General features: G+C 59.6%; 23 protein-coding genes and 3 pseudogenes. 13 read left to right on the forward strand and 13 right to left on the reverse strand.

Annotation, left to right across the window (positions count from 1 at the left end):
* Positions 1–212, forward strand: a pseudogene (locus HX830_RS21945) (ribonucleotide-diphosphate reductase subunit beta); the annotation flags it as partial.
* A gap of 89 nt (positions 213–301) precedes the next feature.
* On the opposite strand, the gene HX830_RS21950 reads toward HX830_RS21945, so the two are convergent.
* Complete coding sequence (locus tag HX830_RS21950; protein ID WP_152741244.1) at positions 302–598, reverse strand: fructose-bisphosphate aldolase; 297 nt, start codon at positions 596–598, stop codon at positions 302–304.
* A gap of 531 nt (positions 599–1,129) precedes the next feature.
* On the opposite strand from HX830_RS21950, the gene HX830_RS21955 reads away from it, so the two are divergent.
* Together HX830_RS21955 and vapB are read left to right on the forward strand one after the other, a co-directional pair.
* Entirely contained in the window at positions 1,130–2,326 is a 1,197-nt protein-coding gene (locus tag HX830_RS21955) for a Fic family protein (RefSeq protein ID WP_256350591.1), read from the forward strand.
* A gap of 124 nt (positions 2,327–2,450) precedes the next feature.
* A complete protein-coding gene (vapB, locus tag HX830_RS21960) occupies positions 2,451–2,687 on the forward strand; it encodes a type II toxin-antitoxin system VapB family antitoxin (RefSeq protein WP_177102621.1) in 237 nt (78 codons plus the stop codon).
* Positions 2,688–2,689: 2 nt separating this feature from the next.
* On the opposite strand, the gene HX830_RS21965 is transcribed toward vapB, so the two are convergent.
* The 3 genes from HX830_RS21965 to HX830_RS21975 all read right to left on the reverse strand — a co-directional run bounded on the left by HX830_RS21965 (position 2,690) and on the right by HX830_RS21975 (position 3,701).
* Positions 2,690–2,998 (reverse strand): chorismate mutase, encoded by a 309-nt coding sequence (locus HX830_RS21965; protein WP_152741246.1) that lies wholly within the window; start codon positions 2,996–2,998, stop codon positions 2,690–2,692.
* A 62-nt stretch (positions 2,999–3,060) separates the two neighbouring features.
* Positions 3,061–3,462, reverse strand: a complete 402-nt coding sequence (locus tag HX830_RS21970) for a type II toxin-antitoxin system HicB family antitoxin (RefSeq protein ID WP_100944165.1) — start codon at positions 3,460–3,462, stop codon at positions 3,061–3,063.
* Entirely contained in the window at positions 3,459–3,701 is a 243-nt protein-coding gene (locus HX830_RS21975; RefSeq protein WP_177102623.1) for a type II toxin-antitoxin system HicA family toxin, read from the reverse strand. The genes HX830_RS21970 and HX830_RS21975 overlap by 4 nt, the downstream gene beginning before the upstream one ends.
* Positions 3,702–3,980: 279 nt before the next feature.
* Between HX830_RS21975 and HX830_RS21980 the strand changes: the two genes are divergently transcribed.
* Entirely contained in the window at positions 3,981–4,310 is a 330-nt protein-coding gene (locus HX830_RS21980; RefSeq protein ID WP_103498814.1) for a helix-turn-helix domain-containing protein, read from the forward strand.
* Between the two features lie 4 nt (positions 4,311–4,314).
* Here the strand turns inward: HX830_RS21980 and HX830_RS21985 are convergent, their stop codons facing one another.
* Together HX830_RS21985 and HX830_RS21990 are read right to left on the reverse strand one after the other, a co-directional pair.
* Positions 4,315–4,875, reverse strand: coding sequence for an AAA family ATPase (locus tag HX830_RS21985; protein ID WP_152741248.1), 561 nt, complete (start codon positions 4,873–4,875; stop codon positions 4,315–4,317).
* A 108-nt stretch (positions 4,876–4,983) separates the two neighbouring features.
* Complete coding sequence (locus tag HX830_RS21990; protein WP_177102625.1) at positions 4,984–5,922, reverse strand: GlxA family transcriptional regulator; 939 nt, start codon at positions 5,920–5,922, stop codon at positions 4,984–4,986.
* Positions 5,923–6,040: 118 nt separating this feature from the next.
* On the opposite strand from HX830_RS21990, the gene HX830_RS21995 reads away from it, so the two are divergent.
* Positions 6,041–6,844, forward strand: a complete 804-nt coding sequence (locus HX830_RS21995; RefSeq protein ID WP_177102628.1) for an SDR family NAD(P)-dependent oxidoreductase — start codon at positions 6,041–6,043, stop codon at positions 6,842–6,844.
* A 49-nt stretch (positions 6,845–6,893) separates the two neighbouring features.
* Here HX830_RS21995 and HX830_RS22000 read toward each other — a convergent pair whose 3' ends face one another.
* Both HX830_RS22000 and HX830_RS22005 read right to left on the reverse strand, forming a co-directional pair.
* Positions 6,894–8,483 (reverse strand): amidase family protein, encoded by a 1,590-nt coding sequence (locus HX830_RS22000; RefSeq protein ID WP_248769027.1) that lies wholly within the window; start codon positions 8,481–8,483, stop codon positions 6,894–6,896.
* Between the two features lie 137 nt (positions 8,484–8,620).
* Positions 8,621–9,670, reverse strand: coding sequence for an MBL fold metallo-hydrolase (locus HX830_RS22005; protein WP_152741251.1), 1,050 nt, complete (start codon positions 9,668–9,670; stop codon positions 8,621–8,623).
* Between the two features lie 198 nt (positions 9,671–9,868).
* On the opposite strand from HX830_RS22005, the gene HX830_RS22010 reads away from it, so the two are divergent.
* The 5 genes and pseudogenes from HX830_RS22010 to HX830_RS22025 all read left to right on the forward strand — a co-directional run bounded on the left by HX830_RS22010 (position 9,869) and on the right by HX830_RS22025 (position 13,985).
* Positions 9,869–10,483: a TetR/AcrR family transcriptional regulator gene (locus HX830_RS22010; protein WP_103498819.1), complete on the forward strand. Its 615-nt coding sequence runs from the start codon at positions 9,869–9,871 to the stop codon at positions 10,481–10,483.
* Between the two features lie 169 nt (positions 10,484–10,652).
* Positions 10,653–11,735, forward strand: a complete 1,083-nt coding sequence (locus HX830_RS22015; protein WP_177102638.1) for a diguanylate cyclase — start codon at positions 10,653–10,655, stop codon at positions 11,733–11,735.
* A 393-nt stretch (positions 11,736–12,128) separates the two neighbouring features.
* Positions 12,129–12,803, forward strand: a pseudogene (locus HX830_RS32595) (PAS domain-containing protein); the annotation flags it as partial.
* A 117-nt stretch (positions 12,804–12,920) separates the two neighbouring features.
* Positions 12,921–13,349 (forward strand): annotated as a pseudogene (locus HX830_RS32600) (methyl-accepting chemotaxis protein); the annotation flags it as partial.
* A 96-nt stretch (positions 13,350–13,445) separates the two neighbouring features.
* Complete coding sequence (locus tag HX830_RS22025; protein WP_152741254.1) at positions 13,446–13,985, forward strand: DUF1003 domain-containing protein; 540 nt, start codon at positions 13,446–13,448, stop codon at positions 13,983–13,985.
* A gap of 126 nt (positions 13,986–14,111) precedes the next feature.
* On the opposite strand, the gene HX830_RS22030 is transcribed toward HX830_RS22025, so the two are convergent.
* Positions 14,112–15,017 (reverse strand): LysR family transcriptional regulator, encoded by a 906-nt coding sequence (locus HX830_RS22030; RefSeq protein ID WP_256350593.1) that lies wholly within the window; start codon positions 15,015–15,017, stop codon positions 14,112–14,114.
* An 80-nt stretch (positions 15,018–15,097) separates the two neighbouring features.
* On the opposite strand from HX830_RS22030, the gene HX830_RS22035 reads away from it, so the two are divergent.
* Entirely contained in the window at positions 15,098–15,817 is a 720-nt protein-coding gene (locus tag HX830_RS22035) for a CTP synthase C-terminal region-related (seleno)protein (protein WP_177102640.1), read from the forward strand.
* The gene (locus HX830_RS22040; RefSeq protein WP_152741256.1) at positions 15,814–16,137 is read left to right on the forward strand and encodes an antibiotic biosynthesis monooxygenase family protein; all 324 of its coding nucleotides are present in this window, start codon (positions 15,814–15,816) and stop codon (positions 16,135–16,137) included. Before HX830_RS22035 ends, HX830_RS22040 begins: the two co-directional genes overlap by 4 nt.
* A 5-nt stretch (positions 16,138–16,142) precedes the next feature.
* On the opposite strand, the gene HX830_RS22045 is transcribed toward HX830_RS22040, so the two are convergent.
* From HX830_RS22045 to HX830_RS22055, 3 genes are all read right to left on the reverse strand, one after another.
* Positions 16,143–16,472, reverse strand: a complete 330-nt coding sequence (locus HX830_RS22045) for a DUF2025 family protein (RefSeq protein ID WP_177102642.1) — start codon at positions 16,470–16,472, stop codon at positions 16,143–16,145.
* A 308-nt stretch (positions 16,473–16,780) separates the two neighbouring features.
* Entirely contained in the window at positions 16,781–18,025 is a 1,245-nt protein-coding gene (locus HX830_RS22050; protein ID WP_177102644.1) for an OprD family porin, read from the reverse strand.
* 121 nt (positions 18,026–18,146) lie between these two features.
* Positions 18,147–19,430 (reverse strand): MFS transporter, encoded by a 1,284-nt coding sequence (locus HX830_RS22055; RefSeq protein WP_177102646.1) that lies wholly within the window; start codon positions 19,428–19,430, stop codon positions 18,147–18,149.
* A 333-nt stretch (positions 19,431–19,763) separates the two neighbouring features.
* Between HX830_RS22055 and HX830_RS22060 the strand changes: the two genes are divergently transcribed.
* Positions 19,764–20,567, forward strand: a complete 804-nt coding sequence (locus HX830_RS22060; protein ID WP_152741258.1) for a putative hydro-lyase — start codon at positions 19,764–19,766, stop codon at positions 20,565–20,567.
* Between the two features lies 1 nt (position 20,568).
* Here the strand turns inward: HX830_RS22060 and HX830_RS22065 are convergent, their stop codons facing one another.
* Positions 20,569–21,024, reverse strand: coding sequence for a hypothetical protein (locus tag HX830_RS22065; protein WP_177102648.1), 456 nt, complete (start codon positions 21,022–21,024; stop codon positions 20,569–20,571).
* Between the last annotated feature and the right edge of the window lie 33 nt (positions 21,025–21,057).

A 21,057-nucleotide genomic window follows, 5' to 3' on the forward strand; every position in this document is an offset into this window, starting at 1 on the left:
GCGTGTTGGGCATGAACGCGGCAATGATGGAGGACTACCTCAAGTTCATCGCCAACCGTCGTCTGAGCCAGATCGGCTTGAAGGAAGAGTACCCGGGGACCACCAACCCGTTCCCCTGGATGAGCGAGATCATGGACTTGAAGAAAGAGAAGAACTTCTTCGAGACCCGCGTGATCGAGTATCAGACTGGCGGGGCGTTGAGCTGGGATTGATGCGGGCATTCACTTTGAGTGAATAGACCGGAAAGCCGAAAAGCCCTGACCTTGGTTCAGGGCTTTTTCGTTTGCGTCTGATCACTGCGTCATGAAGCCAGGTGCTTCGCTTCCAGCCCTCGCGTTTCGATTACATCGAACACGTCACTGGCATCCTGTAGCAACAACCGTGAGATCGAGGCGATATTGCCCAGGTCTCGCGGATCGCTGTCGCTGAGCCGGCTACAGGTGAACAGGATCATTAGCTTGTTGACCGCCCGCATGCGCTCGCTGACGCAGGCATGCAGATCAACCAGCGGGGCATTGCGGTCGATATAGAGGACCGGGAACTCAGTGGACACGCTGTCCATCGGGATAAAGCGCCTGGGGGTATGCTCAGTATTCATCGTTAAACTCCGTGTTACTAGAGAATGACCACCCTTCGCTGCGAAACGAAATGGGCGGCAGCTGTGTGCGGGTTCGCAGACCGATGAACACGAAACTCGGCAGGCTCGAAAGCCTCCCACACACAGCCACCATGAAACGAGCAGCAGCAAATATACAGCCGCCAACGCTTTCATGATGCTTTTCGTGTTGCGTAAAAGGGCTGCGAAACCCTTCTCGCCAGATTACCCAGCAAGCCATTCAGACTCTAAGCCCACCTCTTTATCAGGAACAATTCGCCATAGTGGGCAGGCGTCCGATGAGTTTTCTGACTTGGGAGTAGGACGAGATACCAGCGATAGAATGAGCGAAATTAGCTACCTCAAAAACGATCTGAAACCTACTTTTACCACCTCGAGACTCCTGCCAAAGATATCTGCAAAAAAATCTGCAACCCTCCTCAAAAAAATGATGCTATAAGTTCTTACAGCCCTTTAAATACAAGCCATTCAGTCTTAAAAAAATCTGCAAAAAAATCTGCAAAAGGAGCCACAATGTCGTCCACATTGATGACAGGAAACCACTGGCTTGAGCCGCTCATGCCGAGCTTCCCTGCCGAGCTTCTGAAGCTGGCCGAGGACATTCCCTTCCAGGCTGGAAAGCTGACAGGAATGGTCCCACCTGAAATGGCCTCTCGTGTCGGTGGGCTCCTGCGGGTGACCAGCAGCTTTTACAGCAATCTGATTGAAGGCCAGTTTACTGAACCGCTCACATTGGCACCTTCCGCCCCAAAACGCAGCCGCAAAGAGTTGTCAGAACTCGCAATGACTCATATCGGTGCCCAGCAGGCTTTTGAGAGAGCCATGACACTCTATGCGGAGTCGCCCTGGGCTACTTTTTTCGACCCAAAATTCATTGCGCGTGTGCATCGGCGTCTTTTTCACGGAGCGACACCCGAACAATTACGCCTGGTAGACGGCGGCCTGCTGATTCCAGGCCAACTGCGCGACGAAGCACAGAAGGATGTTTTAGTCGGGGATCATGCTGCGCCCGCCAGTACAGCGGTCGCCCCCATGCTGGTACGGATGCAACAAGTCTACGGACGCCTTCCCGACTCCCGTAGCCGCCTGCTTGCGACCATGGCCTACCATCATCGGCTAGCCTGGGTTCACCCCTTCGTGGACGGAAACGGACGCAGCATAAGACTGATTACTCATCTGCAATTGCATAAGCTCGGCCTGGCATCGCCGCTGTGGTCTCTTTCAAGAGGGCTGGCGCGACAGCAGAACGCTTATTACGCCTTTCTCGCCAACGCCGACAAACCTCGACGTGGAGACCTCGATGACCGAGGACAACTCACTCAAGCCGGGTTATTCGAGTTCGTCGGTTTCATGCTGGAGACCTGCCTGGATCAGATGCGCTATACGGAACAGGCGTTGAACGTTGCCCAAATGAGAGCGCGCCTGGAAACCATATTCAAATGGGAGCCGCGTATTCTCAAGGCAGGACTGAAGCTGGAGTCGGCTCGTGCACTGCATATCCTTTTGACGCAGGGAACGATCAGTCGTGCTGACTTCAAGGTGTTCACCGGCCTCAATGAGAGGACCGCTATCGAACAGCTCAAGATACTCGTAAACCTGGGAATTGTGGAAAGCCTGAGCCCCAAAGCCCGTAACCTGTATCCCGGTTTACCCATCTGGTTTGCGCAGCTTCTATTCCCTGATTTGCATCAGCGAATGATCGGTGCGTGAGCGGCCGATACCCCATCAATCATGGCTTGTGAGGTTCTGCCAAAATTCTCGGCCAAGCGTACGTTGCCCTTAACGTATAAGCGAATATTAGGGGATATACATCCGACATATCCCGAGGTGTACCGTGGAACAAGGCTCGATTTTCCAGAGTAACCGTAGCCAAGCGGTGAGATTACCCAAAGCCGTAGCGCTGCCTGATGACGTGAAGCGCGTCGATGTCATTGCAATCGGCAGAACAAGGATTATCACCCCTGCTGGCGAATCATGGGATAGCTGGTTTGAGGGTGAGGGGGTGACTGCCGACTTCATGACCGAGCGTGAGCAACCCGCAGATCAGGTGCGGGATTCCTTTTTAGGTTGATGCTAGGAAGGAGATGATAAGTGGCGAGCGCCTCCATGCTCTTGCAACTCCTGCTCGATAAACGCCGCAATCATGGCCCGGTAGACCTGTTCGACCACATCGGGATTGGCGGCGTACTCCTCGGATAATGCCCGCACCTTGGCGATGACCTGCTCCACGCGCTGTGGAGCCCTGACGGCATCGCTGTCTTTTTTGAAGCGCGCAGCCTCAGTGACATAGGTACCCCGCTCCGCCAGCAGCGTTACGATCTGCCGATCCAGACGGTCGATGTTTTCGCGGACTTCTTCGAGTGATGTACAACGGACGGCCATATCGTTCTATCTCCTGTTGAGACCGGCCACTCTGGCTGATACATCTCTCCCTTTGCAACCCATCAGGCATACAACTCGCGCAACGCCGCCGTCGCCAGAAACCCCGAGCGCGAGGCGTAGCGATGATCCTTCTGCACACGTTCGTCGATCCGCTCAAGCAGATGCTCGGGCAACGAGGCGTTGAATCTAACCGACTTGCCCAGGTAAGGCGTCACATCAAAGTCGACGATGGCCCAGAGACCGCCGGCATAGTCCGGGTTATCCAGATAGACATCGGCCTCCCGCGCATGGGGTAACGGCTCACCGTCAGCCAGCAAACCCTCGAAATGCAAGGCCAAGGCCTCATGCACATTCTCCAGCGCTTCGGAAAAAGTGCTTCCGGCAGAAAAACAACCTGGCACATCCGGCACGGTCACGCCGTAGTCTGATTCCGCCTCTTTATGTAGTACCACTGGAAATTTCATTGGATACCTCGCCCATATGGAAACACGTCATTACGGTTGCCATCGCTATACGCTGTGCCCTTGAGGCCAGCCGACTTCAATATGTTGTGGAGTGTTCCCTTCGGAATTTCCGTTTTGGGATGGGGAACAGTGACGCGGCCTGTCTTGCTCGGGTGCCGAAATTGGTGGTGACTTCCTTTCACCGCCACCTCATACCAACCATCGGCTTCGATCAGTTCAATGACCTCTCTGCTTCGCATGCTCACTCCTTGAGCTCTGTTGTGTAAGGTACACACGCGCTTGAATCACATCAAGCCAAAAATACACACCCTACACAACATTGTTTTTACCAAGCAAAGAAAGGCCGTGACAAAGCATGTCGTACGGTCAATGCCGACGCATGGGCTGATCCAATCCCTACGAACACAACAGCTCGATACCGATAATCGGAATGCTGAAAAAACGTTTGATCAGGTCGAAAAACAACTGTACAAAAACACAGTATTTTTCAAATCAGCCGATCAAGCCCGGAGAGTGCCATGTCCAGCCAAGCCGCCAGTCATGTGATGAGGACCACCGTTGAACGCATCGTTTTGCATCAATTCACGCCCCGACACTGCCTGCAGGCGCGGGTCATGCTGGGCTGGAGCCATGAGCAACTGAGCCGGGAGTCCGGCGTCTCGGTCGCCGCCATCCAGCGCTTCGAAGCCGGCGAACCACTCAGGGATGTTACCCGGCTGGCCCTGGCCTTTCGCTTCGAAGCCGAAGGCCTGGTGTTCTTCCCCGGGTTTGCCCCCGGTCGCGGGATGAATATCCGCGGAACCACACCGGACCCGATCGAGCGCAAGGATTACGAACTGATCGAGTAATCAGCTACACCGATGCAGCCGGCCGCTCCAGCGCGCGCATCACCTGCTCGACCAACGCCTCCACCGGATGCTCGGTGGTGTCCAGCCGCAACACCGGGCATGGCAGGTTCCTGATCCAGGTTTCATGTCGTTTGAGACTGCGGGTGCCATGGTCGCCGGTGTCATAGCCGGCCGCCCACTCCAGGAAGGTACGGGTCGCGACAAACCGCTCTCCCCCTTCGTGGATCTGCGCACCATAGCGCTGGAACTCGCGAACGCGTAAGCGCTGCAAGCGGACCTCCGGGTCGAGGCGCATGAAAATCGCCAGGGTGAACGCCGGAATCAAGGGGTCGCCCCAGCCACAGAGCGAACCGGAGAGCACCCAGTTGTCCTGCCGGGCCAGTTGCTCACGCAGCAACTGCACCCGCTGGTCACGGGGGCGCTTGCAACTGAAAGGCTTGTCGGCGGGCTGCCAGTAAAAGTTGTCCGAGTCAAAATGGGCAATTCCCAAGCGCTCGGCCAGCGCCATACCCAAGGTCGTAGTGCCGGAGCCCGACGCGCCGAAAAGATGAATTCGATGGGCCATGGTTGTTCCTGACGCTCTGCTTCCAGTCTCGAACTAATGGTAGACCCGTACTCGCCTGGGGGCTGAACGAAAAACCCCGCTCGCCAAGCGAGTGATTCCTTACAACGGCTACATCTGCAATTGCAGCGAGCGCCGGATCATCTGCGGCGGCTGACCATAGGCCCGCAGAAAAGCCCGACGCATGCGCTCCGGATCGGCGAAGCCGGTGTCGCGGGCGACGACATCGATGGAGTGCCAGCCCGATTCCATCATCAACCGTGCCGCCTCCAGGCGCAGGTGTTCAATCGCCTTGGCCGGCGACTGCCCGGTCTCGGCACGAAACAGCCGGCTGAACTGACGCGGACTGAGGTGAGCCACTTGCGCCAGTTGCTCAACGGATAAATCTTCCCGCAAGTTCTCCTGGGCAAACGCCAGGGCGCTCTGAATACGATCAGACTTCGGATCAAGGTCCAGCAGTGCGGAAAACTGCGACTGGCCACCCGTCCGGCGGTGATAGACCACCAACGTGCGCGCAAGATTGCGAGTCACTTCCACCCCCAGGTCCTGCTCTACCAGGGCCAATGCCAGGTCAATACAGGCGGTCATGCCGGCCGAAGTCCAGATCGGACCATCCACGGTGAAGATCCTGTCCTCCTCCAGTCGAACAGCGGGATGCAGTTGCTTGAAAATCCGCGCGTGGTACCAGTGGGTGGTCGCTCGTCGCCCCTCGAGCAGACCGGCCGCCGCCAGGTGAAACGAGCCGGTGCAAGCCGAGGTGATACGCCGGGCAAACGCCGGTGCACCGCGCAGGTAGTCAATCAGGCCTGTCGTCCCTGGCACCAGGTCGTTATCACCCACCACCACCAGCGTGTCGTAATCCTGCACACCGAAGGGCTGGGTCTCGACGCTGAAGCCGATGGAGCTTTTGACCGTACCACCGTGCTCGGAGAGCAGGTCCACCTGATAGACCTCGCGCTCGACTTCCAGATTGGCGTGCTCGAAAACCGTACCGGTCGCCAACGTCAGCGCCTGGAAACCAGGAAACAGGATAATGCCGACACGGATCATGGGCAGGACTCGATAATGTCTCAAAAGGTGGGAGATATGACATTGCTGCCAATAAATTACCACCATAATCTTAACACCAGCAACGCCGACATCTCGTCGGCCACTCTGGAGCCTTGCAATGACTCAATCATCTTCGAAGGGTTTTGCCCTGATCACTGGCGCTTCCTCCGGTATCGGTGCGGTCTACGCCGACCGTCTGGCGCACGAGGGGTACGACCTGATTCTGGTGGCCCGCAATCGCGAACGCCTGGAGCAACTGGCCGCACGGTTGGGCAACGCGACCCGACGGACCGTCGAAGTGGTTCAGGCCGATTTGAATGACTCAGGCGATCTGGCGCGAATCGCGCAAATCCTCGAACAGGACCAGCGGATCAACCTGCTGGTAAACAACGCCGGTGTCGGGGCATCCGCCTCGCTGCTGGAGTCCGAACAGGCGAAAATGGATGCGATGATTCACTTGAACGTCGTCGCCCTGACCCGTCTGGCCAAAGCGGCGGCGACCAATTTCGTGGCCCGTGCTGAAGGGACGATCATCAATATCGCCTCCATCGTCGCCATCGCCCCCGAGCTGCTCAACGGTGTGTATGGCGGAACCAAGGCTTTTGTACTGGCCTTCACTCAGTCCCTGCATCACGAACTGAGCGAAAAAGGCGTCAAGGTCCAGGCCGTATTACCCGGGGCGATCAGCACCGAGTTCTGGGATATCGCCGGGTTGCCGATACAGCATCTGCCCGGTGAGATCGTGATGAACAGCGAAGATCTGGTGGATGCCGCGCTCGCCGGGCTGGCTCTTGGCGAGCTGGTTACTATCCCGTCGCTGCCGGATATTGCCGATTGGCAAGCCTTCGAACAGGCACGCCAAGCCCTGAAGCCCAACCTGTCGCATCAGGTACCGGCGGCTCGCTATACAGTAAAAGGCTGACCTTGCAACCTGCCACCAGACTCGGTGGCAGGCTCACCGCTACCCGGGCTTATTCAAAGTCCGGGTCCTGTCGCGCATTCGAAGCCTGCTCGTAGCCGTAGGCGATCGCCAGCAGCTCATCCTCGCTCCAGCGCGCACCGTAGAAATATACCGAGGTGGGCATGCCATCGGCATCCATGCCCGAAGGCACGGTAATCCCCGGATACCCGGCAAAGGTTGCGCTGCCCAGTTCAAGCACCGCAAACGGATGAGGATCCCCCAGTGCCGCATCCAGTCCGTTATCCGCCAGCAGCTTATCGACGTTGCCGCGCGCCTCATCGCCCAGTCCGTCCGACAGCTTCAGGTATTCGGCTTCGTCAAATACCAGCGCATTGGCTCGCTTGAGCAGGTCCTGGTTGTAGTTTTCCGCACCGGGATTCTTTTCGTTGTAATCCACCAGTTCCTGAAGGGTAGAGGCCTTCAGACCCGAGCGGCTGGCCAGATAGCCGGGCAGCACCCGCTTGATCGTCATGTCGAACAGGCGGCTCACTCGCGTCCAATCGTTTTCGCTCCAATCGGTCCCCTTCAAGTCGACCGGAACCAGTTGCGCGCCGGCGCCACGCAGGGTGTCCAAGGCCTGGGCAAACTGCGGATGCTCGTTCAAGTCTTCACTACCAGGCTTGAAGCGACTGGGATAGCCGATGACCTTGCCTTGTAGCGCATCGGCTTTCAGCTTTTGCGTGTAGTCCTTCGTTGCGGGGACTTGCGCCGTAGCCGGGTCCTGCGGATCGAGGGCCGCCATGGCATTGAGGAGCAAGGCGGCATCACGCACCGTACGTGTAATCGGCCCGGCACTGTCGAGTTCGCGGGAAGCAGGAATGATTCCCGTGCGGCTCAACAACCCCACGGAAGGTCTCAGGCCGACGACACCATTCTTCGACGCCGGGCAAATCACCGACCCGAAGGTATCGGTCCCCAACGACAGCGGTGCATAACCCGCCGCTATCGCCGCAGCGGAACCCGAACTGGAACCACAGACATCGCCCTTGAGCCCATGGGGGTTCCTGGTCAGTCCGCCTCGCCCGCTCCACCCATCAGGCAGTTGGTCACCGCGAAAATTCGCCCACTCGCTCATATTGGTCTTGCCCAGGATGATCGCACCCTGCTCGCGGAGTTTTTGCACGATGAACGCGTCATCAGCCGCGGCGGTGCCGACCATGGCCAATGACCCGGCCGCGCTCTGCATCTGGTCGGCGGTATGGATATTGTCCTTGAGCAACACCGGGATGCCATGCAGGGGGCCACGCAGATTACCCGCCTGGCGCTCTTCGTCCAACGCCTCGGCAATCGACAAGGCCTCGGGATTGAACTCGATCACCGCCTCGATGGCCGGACCGAACGAGTCCAGATCGGCTGCACGGGAGATCAGATAGCTCACCAGTTCCTGCGAAGTGAAGCGCCCTTCGGCCAGCGCCAGTGCCACCTCGGCGGCACTGGCATAGACCATCTGCGCCAACGCCTGGTTTTTAACCGAGGCTGGCGCCGGAAATACAGCTTGGTCGGGAGTATTCGCCTGACTGACAAGCGGTGTCAGACAAAGGGCGTGCAGCAACGCCAAACGGGTGAGCATCACGGCGCGCTTTTTGAGCATTCGATACATGAATCGTGTCCTGAGGAAACCAAACGCCAGTGATCCATTTCACTGGCGGCGGTCATCCTAATGGGCGCTTCCGTCAGAAGCGCCGGACACAATCGGTTGCAGGCTGAGTGAAAATTCAATGTAACCCGTGAGACACCCTAGCGCGCGGTGATCGGCGTCTGCGCCTCTTCCGGGTGCTCCACTTCCAGCCACCAGGCGTACCCGCGATGGGGTTGCAGCAGGTTGAAGGCTTCGCCCATCCGCGGCGTGGTGATGGACACATTGCGTTCCCAGGCCAGGGCCAGGATCCGGTCGAAGGGTTCGTGCCAGACATGGAAGGACAAGTCGAACGTGCCGTTGTGGATCGGCAGCAACCAACGGCCCTTGAGGTCCAGGTGCGCCTGCAGGCTCTGTTCCGGTTGCATGTGCACATGGGGCCAATCGACGTTGTAGGCACCGGTTTCCATCAGGGTCAGGTCGAAGGGGCCGTAATGTTCACCGATGTGCTTGAAGCCTTCGAAATAACCGCTGTCACCACTGAAGAAGATCCGCTGCTCGCCCACCATCATCACCCAGGACGCCCACAGCGTCTGGTTGTTGTCGAACATCGTGCGACCGGAAAAGTGCTGTGCCGGGGTGGCGGCGAAACGAATGTCGCCGACCTGGGTTTCTTCCCACCAGTCCAGTTGCCGGACCTTGTCAGCGGGGATACCCCACTTGATCAACAGATCGCCCACGCCCATGGGCGCGAGGAAATAGCGGGTCTTGGCAGCGAGTTGCAGGACGGTCTTATAGTCCAGATGATCGTAATGATTGTGGGAAAGAATCACGCCCTCGATAGGCGGCAACTCTTCAAGGCTGATGGGCGGTTGATGAAAGCGCTTGGGACCGGCCCATTGCACTGGCGACGCACGTTCGGCGAACACCGGATCGGTCAACCAGAACAGGCCCTGCAGCTTGAGCAACAAGGTCGAATGGCCAAGACGAAAGACACTGAAGTCTTCCGCCGCCAACAACTGCTCACGGGTCAGCCCCAGGACCGGAACGCTGCCGGACGGACGGGTAGTGCGGGGTTTGTGAAAGAGCATCTTCCAGAAAATACCGAGCATCTTGCCGAACCCGCCCTGGGGGGTGGGAGCATGGTTGCGGTACTGCCCCTGCTCCTGCAAGGACGAGGGTTTGGCGCGGGTAAGCGAACGAGTGGTCATTACGGGGTGACTCCCGGAAACCGCCAAGGGTTCCCACGTTCTTCTGCTGAATGATCAAGGGCCGCTGCACGCAAGCCTTGAACCGATGAAATACTGGAGTAGAGCAACTACACTACACAGTGTAGTTTCAAGCTTGCAACAACGCTGCCGATAAGTAAACTACCGAGTGTAATTTTTCTTTTCCTGCCGAAGCCGCCCATGACCGCTCCCCTACGCCTGACCGACCGCAAACGTGAAGCCATCATCCAGGCGGCCATCGAGGCCTTTCGCGCCGACGGTTTCGAGGCCACCAGCATGGACAAGATCGCCGCCAAGGCGGAGGTGTCCAAGCGCACGGTGTACAACCACTTTCCCAGCAAGGAAGAGTTGTTCGCGGAAATCATGCACCACCTGTGGGCCAGCAGTGCGGCACAAGTGGATATGTCCTACCACCCGGATCGCAGCTTGCGTGAGCAGTTGCGCGAATTGATGGCCTTGAAACTGCGCCTGCTCAGTGAAAGCAGCTTTCTCGACCTGGCCCGTGTGGCCATCGCCGCCACCATCCATTCACCCGAGCGCGCCCAGGGCATGGTCGCGCGCCTGGCCGAACGGGAAGAAGCCTTCAACCAGTGGATTCGTGATGCCCAGGCCGACGGCACCTTCAAAGCCGTGGACCCGGCCTTCGCCGCGGCGCAGTTGCACGGCCTGCTCAAAACCTTCGCCTTCTGGCCACAGATCAGCCTCGGCCAGCCGCCCCTGGACCCCTCTACCCAAAGCCGCGTCATAGAATCGTCGCTGGATCTGTTTCTCGCCGGCTACGAAATCGTCAAATAGCCGGCACAGACCGCTAAAACCGCCTCAAGACCTTCTAAATGGCTTGGAAGGACACTGATTATTCTTTACGGAATGCTCGACAATATTCATCCTTCTTATCCGATGAACGGCCGTTCCGTGCAGAACACCGCCCAGGTGTTCAGATGAATAAAGTGGCGCAAAAAAACCTATGCAAATCCAACGAGGCAAAGGGCTATCGTTTGCCAAGCGCATTTACCTGCCCCGTACGGTAGGCGTTGGTATCGGTTGCTTCAGCATAATCGCCGCACTTTACCCGTTGGCCATGCCAACGTGGATCTGGGTACTGCTGAGCATCAACGCAGTGGCCTGGCCGCACCTGGCTTATCAGATCGCCAAACGCTCGCCCTTTCCCTATCGGGCTGAACGCCGCAATATCCTCATCGATTCGCTGATGGGCGGATTCTGGGCCGCGACCATCCAGTTCACGCCACTGACCACGGTCAACATGCTGGCCTTGATGGCCATGCACAACGTCGCCGCCGGCGGCCCCCGGCTGATGGCCCAGGGGCTGGTCGCCCAGGCCATCGGCATCCTGGTGTCCTGGCTGATCTTCGCCCCGGCCTTCAACCCGCTGACCACGCCGATACAGATCTACAGCGTGCTGCCGGTGCTGATCCTCTATCCCCTGGTGATCGGCATAGGTTGCTATCAACTGGCGATCAACCTGGCCGAACACAAACGTACCCTCAGTGCCCTGAGCCGCACCGACAGCCTGACCGGGCTGCTCAATCACGGCTCCTGGAAAGACCTCCTGCACCTCAAGTTCCACAAATGCCGCCACAGCCAGTGCCAGGCAGTGATTGCGTTGATCGACATTGACCATTTCAAGGCCATCAACGACACCTACGGCCACCTGGTCGGCGACAGCGTGCTGCGCCAATTGAGCAAGGACCTGCGCGATAACCTGCGCGAAGATGACCTGGCCGGGCGTTATGGCGGCGACGAGTTCTGCGTGATCCTGCCGGAGATGTCACTGGAGCGCGCCAATGACGTCATGGAGCGCCTGCGTGAGGTGTTCGGCAACTATCGCAATGCCGAGGTCCCGGAATTACGGGTCAGCCTGAGTATCGGCCTGGCCTCCTGCCGCCGGGATTTCAGCGATGCCGGCGCCTGGCTGAACGAAGCCGACAAGGCGCTCTATGTCGCCAAGAACACCGGGCGCAACAAGGTCAACAGCGCCGAAGAGGACAGCGCCGAGGGATGCGCGTGCAACCTGGTCAACTCGGCTTGAGCCACGCCGCCAGTCTGAAAGACGCCCCATAAAATTGTACAAACACACATTGCTTTGTATAAGAAAAGAAATATCATTAGGCCATTATTCAGTCATCTTTTTTTTGAACGATCACTTGGATATAGACATTCGCACAACCCACGGACGTTTATGGGTGTGGCAGTGCGGTGGGCTGTATCAAATGAACCACCAGTCATGGAGCACTGGTACTGGGCTGCTACTTCCCTTGCCCCTCTCGGACAAGCCGCAAGCCGCATGATCAGGGACTAACTCTCACGTTGTATCCCTCTCCGAGCAGACGCCATGCTATTTGCCTCCCATAAGAAAGCCATCAGTACCCTGCAACAATCCGTCACCGAGCAAGCCAACCAACTCGCGGCCATCGACCGCTCCATGATCGTGATCGAGTTCGACCTCAATGGCACGGTCCTGCGCGCCAACGAGAACTTTCTCAAGGTCACCGGCTATCGCCAGGAGCAGGTGGTGGGCCAGGCGCACCGGACGCTCTGCACGCCGGCCTACGCCCGCAGCAGCGAGTACAGCCAGCTTTGGTCACGACTGAAGTCCGGCCAGTTCGAAGCCGGGACCTTCGAGCAGGTCACGGCCGATGGCCGGTCCATCTGGTTGGAAGCCAGCTACAACCCGATCAAGAATGACAGCGGCAGTCTCTTCAAGGTCATCGCATACGCCCTGGACATCACCGCCAGGATGCAACAGGAGAGCGAGGCCAACGGCAAGTTGCAGGCTATCGACCGGGCCATGGCGATGATCGAATTCAACCTCGATGGCAGTGTCATCTCTGCCAACCAGAACTTCCTCAAGCTGATGGGCTACACCCTGGCGGAGATCCAGGGCAAGCACCACAAGATATTCTGCAACCCGGCCACCACCAACAGCAGCGAGTACCAGGATTTCTGGCGCCGCCTGAACCAGGGCGAGTTCTTCAACGGCCAGTTCGAACGCGTCGGCAAGCGTGGCCAGACCCTGTGGCTCGAGGCCAGCTACAACCCGGTATACGACGCCGGCGGTCGCTTGTGCAAAGTGGTCAAGTTGGCTTCGGACGTTACCAGCGGTGTCGAGAAACACGAACAGGATGCCAAAAGTGCGACCGAGGCCTATCACCTCTCGATCGAGACGCGAAAAGTCGCCGAGCACGGTACTGGCGTTATCCAGCAGGCCGCCACCGAGATGCGTGAAATTGCCTCGAACATCGAAGGCTCCTCCACGCTGATCGCCAAACTGGGCGAGCGCTCCGAACAGATCACCGCCATCGTCAACACCATTCGCGGGATTGCCGACCAGACCAACCTGCTGGCGTTGAACGCGGCCATTGAAGCGGCCCGGGCCGGCGAACAGGGACGCGGCTTCGCGGTGGTCGCCGACGAGGTGCGCTTGCTGGCGGCGCGCACCAGCGGTTCGACCGCAGAGATTTCCGAGATGATCGGCATGATCCAGAACGAAACCCTGAAGGCCATCGACAGCATGAACGGCACCCGCGACCGAGCGGCCAAAGGGGTCGACCTGGCGGACCAGGCCGGCACGGTGATCCTGCAGATTCGCGAAGGGGCCAATCAGGCGGTGCGCGCGGTCAGCATGTTCGCTGGGCAGAGCTGATACACAGCGGGCCAGACGAGAGCGCCAGGGATGGCGCCGGGCAACGTCGGATAGGGCTATAGTGAGCCTTGATTCCCACGCCTTGCAGAGTCCACCATGACGTCAGAAAGTTCCGAAGCGAAAAGTCCTGAAACCCCAAAGAAAATCGTCGACCATCTACGCTTCCATCGCCCCCACGCCCATCTGTCCACCACCTTCGGCAACGACACCTTTGCGCTGAAGGCCGAAGCCTTTGCACGGTTTTTTGGGACACCGATGTTTCTCGGTGCCCAGACGGTGATCGTCGCGGCCTGGATTATCCTCAACGTCGCGGGCGTGACCCAGTTCGACGTCTACCCGTTCATCCTGCTCAACCTGGCGTTCAGCCTGCAAGCGGCCTATGCCGCGCCCTTGATCCTGCTGGCCCAGACTCGCCAGGCCGCGCGGGACAAAGCCCATTCCGACGCCGATGCCCAGCACCGCGAAGCCCTGGCTGTCGCCAATACCGAACGGCAGGCCGAGGCGGCAAAAACCACCGAGCAACTGCTGGCGCTGCTCGAACAGAACACCCAACTGACCGAAATGACCAAGCAACTGACCGAACGTATCGAGGGTCTGACGCTGGAGATGCACGAGCATTTCGTGCGCAAGACCTGAGTCGTCGGTGAAACGCTGTTTTAAAAACACCGCGTACCTGTAGGAGCCTGGCTTGCCAGCGAAGCTTTCAGCGTCCTCAAGGACGCCTCGCGGGCAAGCCAGGCGCCTACAAAGGCCTGTGTGTTTTCAGGAAAGTATTTCGGCACCAGGCCCAAGGCGAATAGATTGGGCCAGCTCATCGAACAAGGTCACCACCGAGCGCAACGCCCGGCAATCGGGACGGGTCAGCAGCCACAACGCCGTATCGTAGCTCGGCGGCACTTCGGCCAGGGGCCGCAAGCCCTGCTGCTCACCCAGCAGGAAATCCGGCAACACCGCAATGCCCAATCCGGCCCGCGCCAACTCCGCCACCGACAACATGCTGTTGCAGCGGTAACTCGGTACCACCCCGGGGAAATGCTGGCGACGCCAGCTCACGCTCGGATGATCGGGCAGAAAATCATCCGGGGCGATCCAGACCCCTCGCCCCAGATCCTCAGGAACAAGCGCCGGCAAATACCCCGGACTGGCACACACCCGATAAGACACCGCCCCCAGGCAACGCCCCACCAGATGCTCCGGTGGCGAGTCAGTCAACCGCAAGGCGATATCGGCATCGCGCCGGTTCAGGTTGGCGAAATCGTTGGAGGTGCTGAGCTCCAGGGTCAAGGCCGGATAAGCCGGCATAAACCGCGCCAGCGCCGGTAACAACAGCGCATGCAGGACCGAATCGGTACAGGTCAGGCGCACCGTACCACTGATCACCTCGCCGCCCTGCTCAATGCTGACACACGCGGCTTCCAACGCCTGCTCGGCACGCTCCGCCTGTTCGGCCAGGGATTGCGCCAGGCTGGTGGGCAGATAACCGGCGCGGCTCTTTTCGAACAGCTCACGGCCCAGTAAGGCCTCCAACCGACGCACCGAACGGAACACCGTCGAGACATCGACCTTGAGCAATCCCGCCGCCCGTGCCAGGGAGCGCCCACGAACCAGCGCCAGAATCAGCGAAAGGTCGGCGTGCTCCATCCGATAGTGCAACGGTGCATTGATCAATTGGATAACTGCCTATATTGAATGCGTCACCGCCACCTTATAGTTCGCCCCAGGAATCAACAAGCCTGAGGGAAAACTCCATGGAACAGCGCTCGCCACACACCGTCCTGAACATTGCCCTGATCGGCGATCACGACCCACAGGTCACCGCTCACCGCGCCATTCCCGTGGCTCTACAACGGGCGGCCGAGGCTGCCGGGCTTGAGGTAAAGGCTCACTGGCTGGCCACGGATAGCCTCACACCACAGACCGACCTGAGCCTTTTTGCTGGTTTCTGGTGCGTACCGGCCAGCCCCTACCGCAGCCTGGAAGGCGCATTACTGGCGATCACTTACGCCCGCGAACAACAGCGACCGTTCCTTGGCACCTGTGGCGGTTTCCAGCATGCCGTCCTGGAATATGCGCGTCATGTACTGGGCTGGGCGGATGCCGAGCATGGCGAAACAGCGCCCGACTCAGCGCGCGCGGTGATTTCACCGTTGAGCTGCTCCCTGGTCGAAGCCCACGACCGTATCCAGTTTGTCGAGGGCTCGCTGATCGCCAAGGCTTACGGGGCCCTGGAAACCCACGAAGGTTATCACTGCCGCTACGGCATCAATCCCGAGTTCGAAAGCGCCTTGCTCGATGGCGACCTGCGCGCCAGCGGCCATGACGTCCAGGGCGATCTGCGCGCGATCGAACTCAAGGGGCATCCGTTCTTCGTCGCGACCCTGTTCCAGCCCGAACGCGCGGCGCTGGAAGGCCGTATCCCGGCGTTGACCAGTGCATTCCTGGCGGCCTGCGCGAGCCAGCAACAATGATCGCCCAGACACCGCAACCGCCCTACTACGCCGTTATCTTCACCTCCCTGCGCACCGAGGGTGATCATGGTTATGGCGAGGCGGCAGAGCGCATGGTCGAACTGGCCCGACAACAGCCGGGCTTTCTCGGCGTCGAGTCGGCCCGGGGCGAGGATGGCCTGGGCATCACCGTGTCCTACTGGAGCGACGAAGCGGCAATCCTGGCCTGGAAACAACATGCCGAACACAGCGAAATCCGTGAACGCGGCCGTTCAACCTGGTACCAGGCCTGTCATACCCGGGTGTGCAAGGTCGAACGGGCCTACTCTTTCCAGCGTTGATCACCTCAGGAGGCGATGAGTGCCCGGCGCAGCGCGACAATCTCGGGAATATCCACGCGCCGCTGGTACACCCGCAGCGGTTCGCTGATGTTGATCCGATCGTCAATGTTCTGGTCCAGCAGCAGTTGAATCCGTTCGCGGCTCAGGCTCATGGTCTCTTCCGCGGCCGGCACCCAGACAAACTCGCAGGCCGGAAAGATGGCGTCATCCGCCACGTCCATGCCGAAGGCGTCCTCACTGAAGCGGACGATGTACTGGGCGGTCTTGTGATTGAAGCCGACAAAACCCTTGAGTTGGTCAGCGGCCTGGCAGATAAGCTCGGATGTGATCGACATGGTAAACCCTGCTTCAGAGCCACAAGGCTCATGGATGGACGGTTTACACGCAGGGCACAGGCCTGTCCCTCTGGCGGGGAAATCGGCGACAAATACTGTTGCACAATACCCGAGGAAAACGCCGAAAACCGGATCTGGAGCAGGTTTGTGTCGGTTTCGCGATAGCCCCTGTAGCAATCCGTTGTTGATGGGCTGAAGTGGGACGCCAAGACCGGCGCGGTGCTTCACGACAAGAAAGACACCTGCTCCCACGCAGACCTTGCGCGAGCCGGACAAGCCGACTCCCGCAAGGTCCTGGTTACCAGCGCTTACCAGAGCGCCAAGGTGTAGCTGATGATCAGACGGTTCTCGTCCAGGTCATTGCCGAAGTTCGAACGCACCGTCGCATTGCGCCACTTCACTCCCACCCCTTTGAGCGTCCCGTCCTGGAACACATAACCGATATCGGTGTTGCGTTCCCATTCCTTGCCTTCACCCGGAATCGTCCTTTGCACATTGTCACCGGACACGTAGCGGGTCATGAAGGTCAGGCCCGGCAAGCCCAACTGCGCAAAGTCGTAGTCATAACGCACCTGCAAGGAACGCTCGTCGATATTGGCGAAGTCGCCGATCTGCACGAAGTTCACCAGGTAGGGATCGCTGTGCCCGATATACGGGAACGGGTCCTTGCCGCTCATGCGCTGATAGCCGAAGCCCAGGGAGTTGCCCTTGAAGGAGTATGTGAACATCCCGCCCAATGCGCGGTTATCCAGCGGACGGAAGTTGCCGTCCTCGGCACTGCGGGCGTAACGCAGGTCGGTCTTCAAGCTCTGGCCCTGGCCCAGGTCCCAGTTATGCACCAGTCCCAGGAAGTTCTGCTGGTAGATATTCTCCAGCTTGCCATAGCGATACTGGGTCAGCAGGTTGGGCAGCCACTGGTAGTCGGCCCCGGCGAACTGGAACTTGTCGCTCGAACCGCCGATACGGTTGGCCGTCATCTTCTGATCATCGGTGGAGTCGACGTAGCGGATCTGGTTGAAGGAGCCCCCGGTCAGCCTCAAGTGGTCGATTTCCTGCACATTCAGCAAACCGCCCTGAAAGGTCCCGGGCAACAAGCGGGTATCGTTGGAGATGATCACCGGGTCCTTCATCTGGAAGCTACCGACCTTCAGCGTGCTTTTGGAAATACGCACCTTGGCCGCCGCCGCCAGCTTGCCGTAGCTGTCCTGGGAACCGCCGTGGCGGGTGTCCGCCGGCAACAGGCCGGTCCCCGCCGTGCCCGGTCCCGAGTCCAGTTTGTAACCGACCATGCCCAGGGCATCGAGGCCGAAACCGACGGTGCCTTCGGTGTAGCCCGATTCCATGCGCAACAGGAAACCCTGGGCCCATTCATCGGCTTTTTCCCGGGAGCCCGGCTGGCGGAAATCTCGGTTGAAGTAGAAGTTGCGTGCTTCCAGGGTCCCCTTGCTGTCGGCGAGGAAATCCGCCCGGGCGCCCGGCGCCCAGAGCAGGCCCAAGCCCACTAACGCGCTCACTGGCACGGAAAAACGTGATAATTGATCGAACGACTTCATGGTGTGCTCCTTTATTGCGGACGCGAGCCGACCCTCTCGGGGGCGTTGGGATCGCGACCGATGTGGTTGAAATGTCAGGATCAGTAGTCCCTGGGCCCGCCGGACCCAGGTGCGTCGGACATCAGCTCTCGAGCTGGCGACCGCGGGTTTCCGGCAGGCTCAGGGCCGCCAGGATCACCACCGCGTAAGCGCCGGCGGCAAACACACCGATGCCGACGCCAATCGGCAGGGTTTCACTCAGCGCACCGATAAACAGTGGGAACAACGCGGCGATGGAGCGCCCGGCGTTGTAGCAGAAGCCCTGGCCCGACCCACGCATGCGGGTGGGAAACAGCTCGGTGAGGAACGCCCCCATGCCAGCGAAGATGCCCGAGGCGAAGAAGCCCAGGGGAAAGCCCAGCCAGAGCATCCAGGTGTTATCGATGGGCAACTGGGTGTAGGCCAGGACGATGCTCATGGAGCCGACGGCAAAGAGGATGAAGTTCTTCTTGCGGCCGATGGCGTCGGTCAGCAATGCACTGATGACGTAGCCGACATAGGAACCGACGATCACCATCGCCAGATAGCCGCCCGTGCCCAGCACACTCAGGCCGCGCTCGGTTTTCAGGTAGGTCGGCAACCAGGTGGTGATGGCGTAGTAACCGCCCAGCGCACCGGTGGTCAGCAACGAAGCGCGCAAGGTGGTGCTGAGCATCCGTGGCGCGAAGATCTCGAAGAAGGCCCAGGGCGAAGGCTTTTCAGCCTGGCTCAGACGCTCGTCCCGAGCCTGCTCGAAGGTGTCGGACTCCTTGACCAACCGGCGGATCACCAGCACGAACAGCGCCGGCACCAGACCGACCATGAACAGCGCCCGCCAGGCCTGCTCCGGTGGTAGAAAGCTGAACAAGCCCGCATAGAGCAGGGCCGTCAGGCCCCAGCCCAGCGCCCAGCCGGCCTGCACCATGCCCACCGCCTTGCCACGATCCTGGGAGCGGATCACCTCGCCGATCAGCACCGCGCCGGCGGTCCACTCGCCACCAAAACCGAAGCCCATCAGCGTGCGCGCCACCAGCAGTTGGTCGTAGTTCTGGGCCAGCCCGCACATGAAGGTAAAAAAGGCAAACCAGAGCACCGTCAGTTGCAGGGTGCGCACCCGACCGATGCGGTCGGAGAGAATCCCGGCGATCCAGCCGCCGGCCGCCGAGGCCAGCAAGGTCGAGGTGCCGATCAACCCGGCCTCGCCCTTGGAAATGCCCCAGGTGGCAATCAGGGTGGGAATCACGAAACTCAGCATCTGGGTGTCCATGCCATCCAGGCCATAGCCGATCTTGCAACTCCAGAAGGTGCGCTTTTCATTTTTGCTCAGCGGGGCGTACCAGGCGAACGGGCCGGCACGGCGCGTCCCTGAAGGCACGGGGTCAGTCATGGTGTGTTCCATGGAGGGTTCCTGCGGCAGCAAGGGAAGATGACGGACACGCCTCATTGTTTTTTTGTGAAGGCGTTGTCGTGGAGAACCGATGCAGATGCGCTACATCGTGGAGTGGATTCTTCGCGCCGGAGCGGTACAGCGTCAAACGGGAAAAAAGCCGGTCAATGCATAAGAAAAGTTGATGGCCCCTTAATGGCCCCTACCGGGATAGCGGCGTGCCGTGTGCAACCGCGCATCAGTTTTTCTTGTTTGCAATAACAGATTTTCTCGTTGGACGAGGCGGTCGCTGCGCCCTAAAAAGGCCTCGACCCAACACAAGAGAGACGTTCGATGAACCTGCCCGCGCTGTCCTTCGATCAGTTGCGCCATCTGGCGCCGCGCGCCTTGCGCCGACACATCGCCACCGACCAGTATCAAGGCCACACCAGCGGCCTGGGCCTGGGCCGGGTACAAGCCAATATCGTGATTTTGCCAGGGGATTGGGCCGACGAGTTCCTGCGTTTCTGCACCCTCAATCGCCAGGCCTGCCCGATACTGGACATCACCGAACCCGGCGACCCGATCTTCCGTCACCTGGGCGAGAGCGTCGATATCCGCCATGACGTACCGCGCTACCGGGTCTATCGCCAGGGCGAACTGAGCGAAGAGCCGCAGAACATCAAGCACCTCTGGCGCGACGATATGGTGGCCTTCGCCATCGGTTGTTCCTTCTCCTTCGAACAACCCTTGCTGGAGGCCGGCATCGATCTGCGTCACGTCAAATTGGGCCGCAACGTGGCGATGTTCCAGACCAATATCGATACCCGCCCCACCGAACGTCTGCGGGGCAAGCTGGTGGTGAGCATGCGACCGTTGAAGGCCGCCGACGCCATTCGGGCGGTGCAGATCACCGGACGCATGCCCAATGTGCATGGCGCACCGGTGCACATCGGCGACCCGCGGCTGATCGGCATCCACGACCTTGGCGCACCGGACTACGGTGACGCCGTGCCGCTGGCCGATGATGAACTTCCAGTGTTCTGGGCCTGCGGCGTGACCCCACAATCGGTGGTGCAGGCGTCACGCCCACCGTTATGCATTACCCATGCGCCGGGCTGCATGCTGGTGAGCGACCTGCACAACCACAGCCTTTGACTCAGGCCGTGGTATTCACCGAAGTGCCCGAGGTGCTGCTGCCCTCTGCCTGCAAGGCAGTGGTCAGGGCAGAACTGACGGTGGAAATGGAACCGGCAATGGAAGACACCTGGGACTCCGCGGCCGCGAGCAAGGTGGCCTTGGCGTCCGGGCTATCTTTGCTGTCCTGAGCTTTCTGCATTTGCAGTTCCGCTTGCTGCAACTGCTTTTGCAGATCGGCCAGTTGCTTTTGCAGCTCCTGGACCTCCTGGGAGGAAGCACTGGAGCTGGAGCTGTCGCTGCTGCTACCAGAGGCGCCGCCAGCGCCAGCCGGTTGGCTGCCGCCGGCCTGGGTGGTGCTCGCAGCCCCGGTGGCGCTGGTGCTGGTGGTGTCATCAGTAGCGGTGGTGCCGGTGGTCTTGTTGGCGCTGTTGGTGGTAAGGGTTGGAGCAATGGTGACCGAAGTAATGCTGACCATGGGGATCTCCCGATTCAGTGATGGACAATCTGG

Origin of the sequence: Pseudomonas gingeri (genome assembly GCF_013385425.1) — a bacterium.
In the GTDB taxonomy this organism is placed as follows: Bacteria; Pseudomonadota; Gammaproteobacteria; order Pseudomonadales; family Pseudomonadaceae; genus Aquipseudomonas; species Aquipseudomonas gingeri_D.

What these genes read in the sequence shown, in the direction of transcription:
- HX830_RS21950 (WP_152741244.1), bottom strand. Translation starts at nt 598, where the DNA reads ATGAATACTGAGCATACCCCCAGGCGCTTTATCCCGATGGACAGCGTG.
- HX830_RS21955 (WP_256350591.1), top strand. Translation starts at nt 1,130, where the DNA reads ATGTCGTCCACATTGATGACAGGAAACCACTGGCTTGAGCCGCTCATG.
- HX830_RS21965 (WP_152741246.1), bottom strand. Translation starts at nt 2,998, where the DNA reads ATGGCCGTCCGTTGTACATCACTCGAAGAAGTCCGCGAAAACATCGAC.
- HX830_RS21970 (WP_100944165.1), bottom strand. Translation starts at nt 3,462, where the DNA reads ATGAAATTTCCAGTGGTACTACATAAAGAGGCGGAATCAGACTACGGC.
- HX830_RS21975 (WP_177102623.1), bottom strand. Translation starts at nt 3,701, where the DNA reads ATGCGAAGCAGAGAGGTCATTGAACTGATCGAAGCCGATGGTTGGTAT.
- HX830_RS21980 (WP_103498814.1), top strand. Translation starts at nt 3,981, where the DNA reads ATGTCCAGCCAAGCCGCCAGTCATGTGATGAGGACCACCGTTGAACGC.
- HX830_RS21985 (WP_152741248.1), bottom strand. Translation starts at nt 4,875, where the DNA reads ATGGCCCATCGAATTCATCTTTTCGGCGCGTCGGGCTCCGGCACTACG.
- HX830_RS21990 (WP_177102625.1), bottom strand. Translation starts at nt 5,922, where the DNA reads ATGATCCGTGTCGGCATTATCCTGTTTCCTGGTTTCCAGGCGCTGACG.
- HX830_RS21995 (WP_177102628.1), top strand. Translation starts at nt 6,041, where the DNA reads ATGACTCAATCATCTTCGAAGGGTTTTGCCCTGATCACTGGCGCTTCC.
- HX830_RS22000 (WP_248769027.1), bottom strand. Translation starts at nt 8,483, where the DNA reads ATGTATCGAATGCTCAAAAAGCGCGCCGTGATGCTCACCCGTTTGGCG.
- HX830_RS22005 (WP_152741251.1), bottom strand. Translation starts at nt 9,670, where the DNA reads ATGACCACTCGTTCGCTTACCCGCGCCAAACCCTCGTCCTTGCAGGAG.
- HX830_RS22010 (WP_103498819.1), top strand. Translation starts at nt 9,869, where the DNA reads ATGACCGCTCCCCTACGCCTGACCGACCGCAAACGTGAAGCCATCATC.
- HX830_RS22015 (WP_177102638.1), top strand. Translation starts at nt 10,653, where the DNA reads ATGCAAATCCAACGAGGCAAAGGGCTATCGTTTGCCAAGCGCATTTAC.
- HX830_RS22025 (WP_152741254.1), top strand. Translation starts at nt 13,446, where the DNA reads ATGACGTCAGAAAGTTCCGAAGCGAAAAGTCCTGAAACCCCAAAGAAA.
- HX830_RS22035 (WP_177102640.1), top strand. Translation starts at nt 15,098, where the DNA reads ATGGAACAGCGCTCGCCACACACCGTCCTGAACATTGCCCTGATCGGC.
- HX830_RS22040 (WP_152741256.1), top strand. Translation starts at nt 15,814, where the DNA reads ATGATCGCCCAGACACCGCAACCGCCCTACTACGCCGTTATCTTCACC.
- HX830_RS22045 (WP_177102642.1), bottom strand. Translation starts at nt 16,472, where the DNA reads ATGTCGATCACATCCGAGCTTATCTGCCAGGCCGCTGACCAACTCAAG.
- HX830_RS22050 (WP_177102644.1), bottom strand. Translation starts at nt 18,025, where the DNA reads ATGAAGTCGTTCGATCAATTATCACGTTTTTCCGTGCCAGTGAGCGCG.
- HX830_RS22055 (WP_177102646.1), bottom strand. Translation starts at nt 19,430, where the DNA reads ATGACTGACCCCGTGCCTTCAGGGACGCGCCGTGCCGGCCCGTTCGCC.
- HX830_RS22060 (WP_152741258.1), top strand. Translation starts at nt 19,764, where the DNA reads ATGAACCTGCCCGCGCTGTCCTTCGATCAGTTGCGCCATCTGGCGCCG.
- HX830_RS22065 (WP_177102648.1), bottom strand. Translation starts at nt 21,024, where the DNA reads ATGGTCAGCATTACTTCGGTCACCATTGCTCCAACCCTTACCACCAAC.